General features: G+C 46.0%; 12 protein-coding genes, 1 rRNA gene and 1 other RNA gene. All 14 read left to right on the forward strand.

Features of this window, described 5'->3' with window-relative positions:
* Window positions 1-229 precede the first annotated feature (229 nt).
* Window positions 230-1,837 carry a CTP synthase gene (locus GJB61_RS30710; protein WP_338116207.1) on the forward strand — a complete coding sequence of 536 codons (1,608 nt, stop codon included), beginning with the start codon at window positions 230-232 and terminating at the stop codon, window positions 1,835-1,837.
* A gap of 248 nt (window positions 1,838-2,085) precedes the next feature.
* Window positions 2,086-2,472, forward strand: a complete 387-nt coding sequence (locus GJB61_RS30715) for a response regulator (RefSeq protein ID WP_154122815.1) — start codon at window positions 2,086-2,088, stop codon at window positions 2,470-2,472.
* A gap of 206 nt (window positions 2,473-2,678) precedes the next feature.
* Window positions 2,679-3,533: a class II fructose-1,6-bisphosphate aldolase gene (fba, locus tag GJB61_RS30720; RefSeq protein ID WP_154122816.1), complete on the forward strand. Its 855-nt coding sequence runs from the start codon at window positions 2,679-2,681 to the stop codon at window positions 3,531-3,533.
* Between the two features lie 232 nt (window positions 3,534-3,765).
* Window positions 3,766-5,019, forward strand: a complete 1,254-nt coding sequence (locus tag GJB61_RS30725) for a UDP-N-acetylglucosamine 1-carboxyvinyltransferase (RefSeq protein ID WP_154122817.1) — start codon at window positions 3,766-3,768, stop codon at window positions 5,017-5,019.
* Window positions 5,020-5,184: 165 nt separating this feature from the next.
* The gene (rho, locus tag GJB61_RS30730; protein ID WP_154122818.1) at window positions 5,185-6,540 is read left to right on the forward strand and encodes a transcription termination factor Rho; all 1,356 of its coding nucleotides are present in this window, start codon (window positions 5,185-5,187) and stop codon (window positions 6,538-6,540) included.
* Between the two features lie 32 nt (window positions 6,541-6,572).
* Window positions 6,573-7,850, forward strand: a complete 1,278-nt coding sequence (locus GJB61_RS30735) for a radical SAM family protein (RefSeq protein ID WP_154122819.1) — start codon at window positions 6,573-6,575, stop codon at window positions 7,848-7,850.
* A 121-nt stretch (window positions 7,851-7,971) separates the two neighbouring features.
* Window positions 7,972-8,169, forward strand: coding sequence for a 50S ribosomal protein L31 (rpmE, locus tag GJB61_RS30740; protein ID WP_154122820.1), 198 nt, complete (start codon window positions 7,972-7,974; stop codon window positions 8,167-8,169).
* 83 nt (window positions 8,170-8,252) lie between these two features.
* Window positions 8,253-8,520, forward strand: an RNA gene (ffs, locus tag GJB61_RS30745) — signal recognition particle sRNA large type.
* Window positions 8,521-8,657: 137 nt separating this feature from the next.
* Complete coding sequence (gene dnaX, locus GJB61_RS30750) at window positions 8,658-10,430, forward strand: DNA polymerase III subunit gamma/tau (protein WP_338116208.1); 1,773 nt, start codon at window positions 8,658-8,660, stop codon at window positions 10,428-10,430.
* A gap of 49 nt (window positions 10,431-10,479) precedes the next feature.
* A complete protein-coding gene (locus GJB61_RS30755; protein WP_154122821.1) occupies window positions 10,480-10,794 on the forward strand; it encodes a YbaB/EbfC family nucleoid-associated protein in 315 nt (104 codons plus the stop codon).
* A gap of 37 nt (window positions 10,795-10,831) precedes the next feature.
* Window positions 10,832-11,431 carry a recombination mediator RecR gene (gene recR / locus GJB61_RS30760; RefSeq protein WP_154122822.1) on the forward strand — a complete coding sequence of 200 codons (600 nt, stop codon included), beginning with the start codon at window positions 10,832-10,834 and terminating at the stop codon, window positions 11,429-11,431.
* 143 nt (window positions 11,432-11,574) lie between these two features.
* Window positions 11,575-11,826: a hypothetical protein gene (locus tag GJB61_RS30765; RefSeq protein ID WP_154122823.1), complete on the forward strand. Its 252-nt coding sequence runs from the start codon at window positions 11,575-11,577 to the stop codon at window positions 11,824-11,826.
* A 33-nt stretch (window positions 11,827-11,859) separates the two neighbouring features.
* Window positions 11,860-12,126, forward strand: coding sequence for a pro-sigmaK processing inhibitor BofA family protein (locus GJB61_RS30770; protein WP_154122824.1), 267 nt, complete (start codon window positions 11,860-11,862; stop codon window positions 12,124-12,126).
* A 341-nt stretch (window positions 12,127-12,467) separates the two neighbouring features.
* Window positions 12,468-12,528, forward strand: a 16S ribosomal RNA gene (locus GJB61_RS30775); the annotation flags it as partial.

Consider the following 12,528-nt stretch of genomic DNA (forward strand, 5'->3'; position numbering starts at 1 on the left):
TAAACTATTGCATGGGCTTATCATGAAAGTTAATAATTGTGTTTTCTAAAATAAAAAGTGCCCCGGTTCTACGGGTGTCACTTTTTTGTTTTTTTAAATGCCAAGAAGCTGCGGTTTTCCGTGATTTAAAGTAACTTCTGAGTTCCCCCGTTTTCATGTTAGAAAAGCGGGTTACGATAAACATCATGCGTCGCCTGAATTTTTGGACTTTATTTAGGAGGGTTTTACAGTGACAAAGTATATTTTTGTAACGGGTGGCGTTGTGTCTTCCCTTGGCAAAGGCATTACCGCCGCTTCGCTGGGCAGGCTGCTCAAGAACCGAGGTCTAAAGGTGACGATTCAGAAATTTGATCCGTATCTTAATGTAGACCCCGGAACGATGAGTCCTTATCAGCACGGTGAAGTATTCGTTACCGATGACGGTGCGGAGACTGACCTTGATCTTGGACATTATGAACGGTTTATTGACATCAACCTGTCCAAGAATAACAATGTGACGACAGGCAAGATTTACTCATCAGTAATTAGTAAAGAACGGCGTGGAGAATATTTAGGCGGAACCGTTCAGGTTATCCCGCACATTACGAACGAGATCAAGGAGCGCGTATTTCGCGCAGGCCGCGAGACCAGCTCGGATGTGGTTATCACTGAAATTGGCGGAACCGTCGGCGATATTGAGAGCCTTCCGTTTCTGGAAGCGATCCGTCAAATCAAAAGTGATATCGGACGGGAAAATGTAATGTACATCCATGTAACCTTGATTCCTTATATCAAGGCTGCGGGAGAAGTCAAGACGAAGCCAACGCAGCATAGTGTTAAAGAACTGCGTAGCATTGGTATTCAGCCGAATGTTATCGTATGCCGTACAGAGCACCCCCTCTCTGCAGATATGAAAGCCAAGATCGCTTTGTTCTGCGATATTGATGCTAATGCAGTTGTGGAATGCCGTGATGCGTCAACATTGTACGAAGTTCCGCTTAATCTGCGTGATGAAGGATTGGATGAGATTGTTGTTAATCATCTGAAGCTTACAACACCTCCACCGGATATGCGGGAATGGGAAAGTATGCTGGAGCGGATTCAAAAGCTGGAGCACACAGTGGAAATCGCTATTGTTGGTAAATATGTAGCTCTGCATGACGCCTATTTGAGTGTAGTGGAATCACTTTCACATGCTGGCTTCGCCGCCAATGCTGAGGTTAAGCTTCGCTGGGTACATGCTGAGGATGTTACCGATGAGAATGTGGACGAACTCCTGAGCGGTGCTCATGGAATTTTGGTTCCTGGTGGTTTTGGCGATCGGGGAATAGAAGGTAAAATTTCCGCCATTCGTTATGCCCGTGAGAAAGCTATTCCATTTTTCGGAATTTGCTTGGGTATGCAGGTTTCGGTGATTGAATACGGTCGTTCCGTTCTAAAGCTAGCAGGGGCGAACAGCTCGGAGATTGATCCGACGACTGCGTTCCCACTGATCGATCTACTGCCTGAACAGAAGGATATTGAGGACATGGGCGGCACAATGCGTCTTGGACTGTATCCATGCAAGCTGCTTCCCGATTCGTTGGCAATGGCTTGTTATGATGATGAACTGGTATATGAACGCCATCGTCACCGTTATGAATTTAATAATGCCTATCGTGATGAAATGGAAAAAGCAGGTCTTGTTTTTTCCGGAACGTCTCCTGATGGTCGTTTGGTGGAAATTGTTGAGCTTCCGGGCCATCCTTGGTTCCTTTCGGTGCAATTCCATCCGGAATTCACATCCCGTCCGAATCGTCCGCAGCCGTTGTTTCGTGAATTTGTCAAAGCTTCTCTGACCCATTCCCAGCAACAGTAATCTACTAAAAGAGTTAGGCCTCATAAGGGTCTTGAAGAGCCTCCAATTGGAGGCTCTCTTTCTTTCTTATGTCTGGCGGATGCACATTCAACCCATTTCATGACATATATTTATCCAATTTATCCGATTAGCAGGATTTTGACTGTAAAGCGCGAATTATAGGTTTCGTACGGACTAAGTTATGAAGGGGCCGTTAGCTGTGGAGCGCGGTATAGTCAAACTGCCTTAAAAATCTGGGAGGGTATTGTATGGAGAAAAAGAAAGTGTTGATTGTCGATGATCAGAACGGGATCCGGATTCTTCTCATGGAAGTATTTAACAGCGAGGGATATACCACATTTCAGGCGGCTAACGGTAAATTGGCATTAGACATTGTCCGCAATGAATCCCCCGACTTGGTCCTACTCGATATGAAAATCCCGGGAATGGACGGACTGGAGATTCTTAAGCACCTGAAGGAACTTAATCCAGCTATTAAAGTCATTATGATGACTGCCTACGGAGAATTGGACATGATTAAGGAAGCGACGAAGCTAGGAGCGTTAATGCATTTTACGAAGCCATTCGACATTGATGAAATGCGGGTTGCAGTCAATATGCATCTTTACAATAACTCTGTCGATCAATGCAGCTAGAGTGTGATTTTCCTCTTTGGAGCGGTCCCTTTATAGGAAATGTGAAGAGGAGGAATCTGCCTGCAGTATGGGATGGTCGCATATCGTCCCACCGGGACATTTTTTTGTATATCCTATTTAGCATTTGACACAGGATGTGCTATAATAAGCCTGTATGTGATGTCGGCTTAAAACATAGTAAACACATTCTTAGGAGGATTGAAACCATGCCATTAGTATCTATGACAGACATGTTACACAAAGCACTTGAAGGAAAATATGCAGTTGGTCAATTTAACATCAACAACCTGGAGTGGACACAAGCGATTCTTGGTGCCGCAGAAGAAGAGAAGTCACCAGTTATCCTTGGCGTTTCCGAAGGAGCAGCTCGTCACATGGGAGGCTTCTACACTGTTGTTAAGATGGTAGAAGGTCTTATTCACGACATGAAAATTACCGTTCCTGTAGCCATTCACCTTGACCATGGTTCAAGCTTTGATAAATGTAAGGACGCAATTGATGCTGGCTTCACTTCCGTAATGATCGATGGTTCCCATCACCCAATTGATGAGAACATCGCAATGACGAAGAAAGTCGTAGATTACGCTCATGCTAAAGGTGTTTCTGTTGAAGCAGAAGTTGGAACTGTTGGTGGACAAGAAGATGACGTTATCGGCGGTATCATGTATGCTGACCTGAATGACTGCGTCAGAATCGTAAAAGAAACTGGCATTGACACTTTGGCTCCAGCGCTGGGTTCTGTACACGGACCTTACCTTGGCGAACCTAACCTCGGATTCAAAGAAATGGAAGAAATTTGCAACGCAACTAACCTTCCGCTTGTACTTCATGGTGGAACAGGTATTCCTACTAGCGACATCAAGAAATCAATTTCGCTAGGTACTTCCAAAATCAACGTAAATACAGAGAACCAAATCGTATTTGCTAAGACTGTTCGTGAAGTTCTTGCTGCAAAACCTAACGCTTATGACCCACGTGTATTTATTGCACCAGGCCGCGAAGCTATCAAACAAACCGTTATCGGCAAAATTCGCGAATTCGGTTCTACAAACCAAGCGTAATATATCCAACTAAAGAATTAATAAGTATTAATTTCGCAGCAATTTATCCTGATCTTTCAGGAACAAATATCCGCTTTTAAGCGGTCCGGATAGATGAAGGAATACTGCCCAGTTGAATAGTTTGATGTGGAGAGCACCGCGTAGCCGGTGTCTTTCCATTTTCATCACAATGAAATCCACAGCACGTATTGTTGAGAAGCTGCAATACACGTAGGGGGAACCAGATAAATCTATGGAAAAATTAATGATTGGCGGTGGACGTCCGCTGCAGGGCGTTGTAACCATCAGTGGAGCGAAGAATAGTGCAATTGCACTTATTCCAGCGGCGATTTTAGCCGAATCTGAAGTTGTTCTTGATAATTTACCGTCCCTTAGCGATGTAGCCGTATACTCCGAAATTCTAGAAGAACTTGGCGCAAGTGTTACTTGGTCAGGCAGTCAGATGAGAATTGACCCCTCCCGTATCGTTTCTATCCCAATGCCCAATGGTCCTGTCAAGAAGCTTAGAGCTTCATATTATATGATGGGAGCACTTCTTGGAAGATTTAAGGAAGCCACAATAGGACTTCCTGGTGGTTGTAATTTCGAGCCCCGTCCGATCGACCAGCACATTAAGGGATTTGAAGCGCTGGGAGCAACAGTTACCAATGAACACGGCTCTATCCACTTATACGCCAAAGAATTACGCGGTGCCAAGATCTATTTAGACGTATCCAGCGTAGGAGCAACTATTAACATCATGTTGGCGGCTTCACGAGCCAAAGGCTCAACAATTATTGAAAATGCGGCTAAAGAGCCTGAGATTATAGATGTAGCTACCCTATTAAACTCTATGGGCGCTGTTATTAAAGGCGCTGGTACAGAAACAATCCGGATCGAAGGCGTAACGGAGATGCACGGCTGCCGTCATTCCATCATTCCTGACCGGATTCAGGCTGGAACTTATATGATTGCCGCTGCGGCTACGCGTGGCAATGTGTTGATAGATAACGTAATTCCCAAGCATTTGGAAGCCTTGACTGCCAAACTTTTGGAAATGGGCGTAGAAATCGAAGAACTTGATGAGAGTATTCGTGTGATTGGCAGATCTCAATATGCGCATGCTGATGTAAAGGCGCTGGTCTACCCTGGCTTTCCCACTGATTTGCAATCCCCAATGGCAAGTATGTTGACTCAGGCCGAAGGAGTTAGTGTTCTTAGTGATTTTGTGTACAGTAACCGTTTCAAGCATGTGCCGGAATTGGTGCGCATGGGCGCTAAGATCCGTGTTGAAGGACGATCGGCAATTATTGAAGGCAGTAAGCTTAATGCTGCAAAGGTAAAAGCGGCCGATCTGCGGGCTGGCGCAGCCCTTGTTATAGCTGGATTGACCGTGGAAGAAGGAATCACCGAGGTAACAGGCGTAGAGTATATTGACCGTGGTTACGACAACTTGGTAAGCAATCTTCGCAATCTTGGAGCTGATGTTTGGCGCGAGAACGAATAATTATGGTTATCCTATAAGATGGGGGAAGGTAATTTGCAGCTGAACTGCATATCTTCTTCCAATCTGGGTAATGCTATTCTAATGAGGATTTTAATAGACTCATATTTTGCCCGGTAGACATTCATTGATAGACGAACTCATAAAAATTGAATAGGTGGTTATTACATGGATCTTCAAATTTCCGATCTGGAAGAAATGAAGCTGACCGACTTGTATAAGCTGGCCAAGAAATACCAGATCCCTTACTACGGGCAGTTGAAGAAACGGGAGCTAATCTTTGCGATCCTTCGGGCACAGGCGGAGCAAAGCGGGCTTATGTTTATGGAAGGCGTGCTGGAGATTTTGCCCGAGGGCTACGGATTCCTAAGGCCGATTAATTATTTGCCAAGCACTGAAGATATCTATATCTCTGCTTCTCAAATTCGCAAGTTTGATCTCAGAAGTGGTGATTTGGTTTCTGGGAAATGCCGGACGCCCAAAGAAAATGAACGTTATTTTGGATTGCTTCAGGTCAACGCCGTTAATGGTGAGAACCCTGCCAGTGCAGCGGAACGTCTTCACTTTGCAGCGCTGACACCTCTTTATCCGCAAGATAAGTTGCCACTTGAAACATCCCCTACTAATTTATCTACTCGAATCATGGATTTGCTCGCTCCTGTAGGTTTGGGGCAGCGGGGTTTGATCGTAGCACCACCTAAAGCAGGCAAGACGCTCCTTCTGAAAGAAATTGCCCACAGCATTGCCACTAATAATCCTGAGATAGCCCTATTTGTATTACTGATAGATGAACGTCCCGAGGAAGTCACGGATATGCAGCGTTCTGTAAAAGGTGAAGTGGTTGCATCAACGTTTGATGAGCTTCCCGAGAATCATATTAAAGTAGCGGAGCTTGTGCTGCAGCGAGCACTTCGGTTAGTCGAGCATAAGAAGGATGTAGTTATCCTGCTAGATAGCATTACCCGTCTGGCCCGTGCCTATAATCTCGTAGTTCCGCCATCCGGTCGGACACTTAGCGGAGGGATTGATCCGGCAGCCTTTCATCGTCCAAAACGATTTTTTGGAGCGGCGCGGAATGTAGAAGAAGGCGGAAGTCTGACGATTCTAGCCACTGCATTGATCGATACAGGGTCGCGTATGGATGATATCATTTATGAAGAATTTAAAGGAACAGGAAATATGGAGCTCCATTTGGACCGCAAGCTGGCGGAACGCCGTATTTTCCCTGCAATAGATATTCGTCGTTCGGGTACGCGTCGTGAAGAAGTGCTGCTTAGCAAAGATGAACTAGAAACGATTTGGATGATTCGTAAAAATATGAATGAATCCTACGATTTTGTTGAAGGTTTCATCAAAAAATTACGTGATACCCAAACCAATGCCGAATTTTTGGCGTCGTTTGATGTTGCAGGGAGTAAGGAATCCGCGAAGGGTACTGCCAGCGCTGGAGGAACCTCTAACAGTGGCGCAGCGGCTACACGCCGGACGCCAAGAGCGAAAACGCCTTCGGTGCCTACAACTTAACTCACCTAGATCGATAATAAGAGGAGACTAACATGTATTTGGTATATGCTGACGAGCAAGGAAACGTATACGATCATCCCGAACTGTACGGCTTAGCCCGCAGCGGAGACATGATTGTTGAAATACTGGAAGAAGAATTAATCCCGTTGCCAGAAGGTGCAACATTAGTGGGATTGCCTAGTACGCGGGCCGTGGGCATGAATCCGGAAACGGGTGAGATGATGCCACTGCCAGTGGGTTCGCAGGCCGTGGGAGCATTGCTACCGCAGGGCTTTACCCGTCTGTGCCTTCCTGGTTATGTCAAGACAGATAAATCGTATAAACTGCCCTTGTTTGGGTACTCTGCTGTAGTGTGGAAGGATGGCGGCTTCTATGTGGCGGCTGATCTTACTGATAGTCCGGATAAATGGAATCCTCTGAACTGTGCACGGGAGGATGTTGAGGCTGGAGTCAGTGCGTTGACTGCCAAGTACCCTGAGAATCGCCTAATCGAGCATCTCTCTAACTGTGCACTTGGTTATGAATGTCTGACTTCCTCCAATACATTTTTAGGGCGCTGGGAAGGTGCAGTACCTGTATCTTCTTCGTGTAATGCGGGCTGCTTCGGTTGTATTTCCGAACAACCTGATGATAGCGGATTTGTATCTCCGCAGACACGAATGGATTTCCGGCCTACCGTCAATGAGCTTTCACAAATTATGTTGGAGCATTTGAAGACACCTGAATCCATAGTCAGCTTTGGACAAGGCTGTGAGGGTGAACCCTCCACTCAAGCCAAAATTATTATTGAAGCTATGCGTGAAGTACGCTCCAAGACAGATATGGGCTATATCAATATCAATACGAACGCGGGTCTGAACGATCATATTCGCGGAATTGTGGATGCCGGACTTGATTTGATGCGCGTCAGTACGATTAGCGCTCTTGATGAACACTATAATGCTTACTACAAGCCCCGCGGGTATACGCTTGCTAATGTGGAGAAATCTCTTATCTATGCCGCCTCACAGGGTGTGTACACATCGATTAACTATCTCATATTTCCGGGAGTTACAGATCGCGAAGAAGAGATTGAAGCAATGGTTGAATTCGTCAAGCGCACTGATTTGAAGCTAATTCAGATGCGTAACTTGAATATTGACCCTGAGAGTTATCTGGGATTAATTCCACCAGCACAAGGCGATATTCTTGGAATGAAGACAATGCTTGATATTTTTCGTGAGGAACTGCCAGAAGTAGTAATCGGCTCTTATACTCATGTTCCGCCTGTTGGTTTAGCCCGCGCTAAACAGGGGCGGGTTCATAGCTAAAGTAGAGAGAATATTTAAATGTAACATATTGTCCACTTCATTATTTCGTGCTAAAATATATCGAAATATTTATTAACTCTGAGTCCGCATGAGGCTCAGGGCAAACGAGGGGATATTCAATATGCAAACTACTATTCAACCTAAGTACACACTGACCAGGGTAACCTGCGCTTGTGGCAACACCTTCGAATCGGGCTCTGTCAAACAGGACCTTCGTGTGGAGATATGCTCGAACTGTCATCCATTCTTCACAGGCAGACAGAAATTTCTGGATGCCGGTGGCCGTGTCGATAAATTCAAGAGAAAATATGGTATCTAATCAGAACGGACAGACCGCTTAGGATGTATGAGATTATGACCTGTGGTTGATTTTTATCTGGCCGTAGGCTATACTTATCTTCGCCGTGCTAGACGGGGAGGTAGCGGTGCCCTGTAACTCGCAATCCGCTGTAGCGAGGTTGAATTCCTGTTAGCGGTGCTGTCGATGTAAGGTCTTGGTCCCTACGGGCTGTGTTGACGGTTGGGTCCTCCGCAATGAGTGCTTGTGAACCTGGTCAGGTCCGGAAGGAAGCAGCCATAAGCAAGTTACTCTTGTGCCGGAGGGTTGCCTAGCCCGAGCAGTCATGTAGGGTTGCCGCTTGGATCGCAGTCATCAATAACAGGTGCACGGTTTATAAGTTTGCCTATAATAGCATCTTTGCCACAAGCAAAGATGCTTTTTGTTTTTGGTCAAAGTCTGGGGAATATAGTATAATGAGTTAGCGACAAACGCCGGGAAAGCGGCAACCTAAGAGAGGGTAATGCATAGTGGAACATATCGCGCTGTACCGTGCCTGGCGGCCGCAGTCGTTTCAAGACATGGTGGGACAACAGCACATTATCCAAACGCTGCAGAACGCAATTCGTGAACAGCGGGTTTCGCATGCCTACCTGTTTAGTGGTCCACGTGGGACTGGTAAGACGAGTGCTGCCAAAGTATTGGCCAAAGCGGTCAATTGTGAACGCGGTCCGGGTCCGGAGCCTTGCAACGAGTGCCCTTCCTGTCTGCGGATCACTGCGGGTAATGTAATGGATGTGCAAGAGATTGATGCTGCGTCGAACCGGGGTGTCGAAGAAATTCGCGACCTGCGGGATAAGGTGAAATATGCGCCGACCGAGGTACGCCGTAAAGTGTATATTATTGATGAAGTGCATATGCTGACAACAGAAGCTTTTAATGCCCTGCTGAAGACGCTTGAGGAACCGCCGCCACATGTAATGTTTATTCTGGCAACTACAGAGCCTCACAGATTACCGGCAACGATTATTTCCCGCTGTCAACGGTTTGATTTCCGCAGAGTATCGTTGGAGGATCAGGTTGGGCGTTTACGCTTAATCTGTGAGAAGGAAGGCATAGCAGCAGATGCTGATGCATTACAATACATTGCCCGTCTTTCCGATGGCGGTATGCGTGATGCTGTAAGTATATTGGACCAGATATCATCATTTACTGACGGGAATGTCACCTATCAACAGGTGCTTGGCATGACGGGGGGGATCCCTTCGGAGCAGTTTGCCCGTCTAGCCACCGCGATCTTGGAAGGTGACATGGGACTTCTCCTTGATCTTGTGGAGCAGCTTATGCAGGAAGGTAAGAGTGCCGATAAGTGTCTTGAGAATCTTCTGTATTATTTCCGCGATTTACTAATGATCAAAATGGTGCCGAAAGCAGATCAATTAACAGAGCGAGTGCTGAATCCCGCTGAATTCCGAGATATGGCTTCCTCCTTTCCTCGTGAACGACTGTTCGAGATTGTGGATACGCTCAATCGTTATCTGGGCGAGATGAAATATGCCACTCATCCGCAAACGCTCTTTGAAGTGGCTTTAATGAAGCTCTGCAGCTTACAGCAGGAGATCACTCCTACGCTGAGTGCTGCTCCAATGGGTATGTTGCAAGATGTTGGGGGAGCCAACACTTCCACCGTAGATCTGAGCGAACTGGATGTGCTAAAAAGACAGATTACTGCACTGGAGAAGAAGCTGGAGCAAGCGCTGCAGTCAGGTGGAATTTCTGGAGGAGTGCGTGAGAACGCCGTTGTCCAGAAATCAGCGGTGGCTCAGAGTTCTGCTCCACGGATGCCCTCCTCCAAGATGCCACCACATTTGGATAAATTCATCGCAGGCAAAGATCACAGTGATTTTGCGAATATTTATAAACAGTGGAGCCTTGTTCTACAAGGAGTTAAAGAGGAGAAGGTAACGGTCCATGCTTGGTTTGTGGACGGTGAGCCTGTTTCGGTCATGGAGGATGCAGTGTTGGTTGCATTTAAGAATACCATCCACCGCGATACTACCGAGAAGCCGGCCAATAGACAAGTGATTGAGCATGTGTTAGCAGCGCGTCTTGGTAAACCCTACAGGTTAGTCACTATGATGCTTCGTGATTGGAATGAGGCTACTCTGAAGTCAGCAGAGCGGCAAGGTACAGAAGAACTGCGGCTGGAGCATGAGCATGAAACCCCAGAAGCGAAAGCGGAACCTTGGATTGACGAGGCAATCCAGTTATTTGGAGAAGACCTTGTGATCATAAAAGACTAATATTGCAGTATAATAGCGCTAAACGCGCATTCTAAAGGAGAGATCAAATATGAGTAACAATATGAATCAAATGATGAAACAGGTTAAAAAAATGCAAGAGCAAATGCTTAAAGCCCAAGAGGAACTAGGAAGCAAAACCATTGAAGGTTCTTCCGGTGGAGGCGTAGTTACTGTACAAGTAAACGGCCACAAGAAACTGCTGTCCATTCAGATCAAACCGGAGGCTGTTGATCCGGAGGATGTGGAAATGCTGCAGGATCTCGTAATTACAGCTGTAAATGACGCGCTGGGCCAAGTTGAAGAACTGGCGAATAGCGACATGGGTAAATTCACTGGCGGAATGAAGATTCCAGGCTTGTTCTAACCCACACTTCACTCAAGTCCAAAGGAGAAACATCACTTTGTATTATCCCGAACCGTTAGCTAAGCTGATCGATGCTTTTACACGCTTGCCAGGGATTGGGCCAAAGACAGCCGCCCGGCTAGCCTTTCATGTGCTTAGCATGAAAGAAGATGAAGTTATTGATTTTGCCAAAGCGTTAGTAAGCGTTAAGCGCAATCTCCATTACTGCTCAGTCTGCTGCAACATTACCGATACCGATCCCTGCCGGATTTGTCAGGACAAAACCCGCGATCCTTCCATGATTTGTGTGGTCCAGGACTCCAAGGATTTGGTGGCTATAGAGCGGACCAAGGAATTCCACGGGTATTATCATGTTCTCCAAGGCGCAATTTCACCTATGGAGGGGATTGGGCCGGATGATATTCGTTTGAAGGAATTGTTAACTCGGCTAAGTGATGACAGGGTACAGGAGCTAATCATGGCAACTAACCCTAATATTGAGGGTGAAGCAACAGCAATGTATATATCCCGCCTTATTCGTCCATTTGAAATCAAAATCACCAGGATAGCCCATGGCTTGCCTGTGGGTGGCGACCTTGAGTATGCGGATGAAGTCACCCTGTCCAAAGCGCTAGAAGGCCGTCGAGAGCTATTCTAGCAGCTCACATAAGTAGTTAATAGAAGGGAGCCCCTATGCGGGCTTCTTTTTTTTGGTTCTAAGTTTGTCCCCAATTCGATATGAATGAGAATAACGAGATGAGTAGGACGTGCTTTTCATTTAATATTGAAGGGGGAATCACAATGGGATGGTGGGATCTGTGGAGAAGAGGCTCCGGCGAAGAACAAGTGAAGGGGGAGGATGTTAGCTGGGTAACATTTTTGGAAGTGCGCAAGGCACACTCGGAGTGGGAGAGGGCTTATCTAATGTTTGATGAAGCTCTGGGTCAGGATCAGATCGACTACGCTATATATATCTTGGAAGCAGCCGAACGAAAATATCAGATTCATCTTAAGTATGCAAAAAGTTTAGGGCTAAACCGCAGTCAGATGTAAAGGAATATTAAGAACTGTAAAGGAGGACTGGAAATGCTCAGAACGATCGCAATAGGGGTGCTGTTCTTATCAGCAATAATCTTAATATTAATTGTATTTAGGAAAAAATTAGGTTGGGGTTGGCTGAGCTTGTTCGGTACGCACCTGATCCTTGCTGCTCTAGGAATATATTTGGTGAATTTCTCGGGATTGATCACAGAGGTATACCTACCCTTGAATCCCGCGACCATAGGCGCAGTAACGGTTCTGGGGCTTCCGGGTGTGATAATGCTGCTGGGACTAAAAATAACATTATATTAATGGTTGACGCAGCTTCGCAATATATGATACATTAAGTCTCGGCCCTTTGGACAAGATGTTCTCGAATAACTTTCCAAGATGGTAAGCGAAAAGTTAAATTAAAAAAACGCTTGACTGAAGCAAGGGTGCTGTGATATATTATAAAGGTCGCTGCTGAGATGCACGGCGAGCTAATGTGAGAACTTGATCTTTGAAAACTGAACAACGAGTGAGTGGGATTTTACGAAAGTAAAATCCAAAAGAAGATGAGTTTCACGGCATTTATGCTGAGTGAGCTTGTCGGTTAGAGAATGTAAATTCTCGTCAGATGTTTCAAAATGAGCAATCGCTCTTTTCAATACAAATTGGAGAGTTTGATCCTGGCTCAGGACGAACGCTGGCGGCATGCCTAATACATGCAAG

Source organism: Paenibacillus monticola (assembly GCF_009664975.1).
Taxonomy (GTDB): Bacteria; Bacillota; Bacilli; order Paenibacillales; family Paenibacillaceae; genus Paenibacillus_AQ; species Paenibacillus_AQ monticola.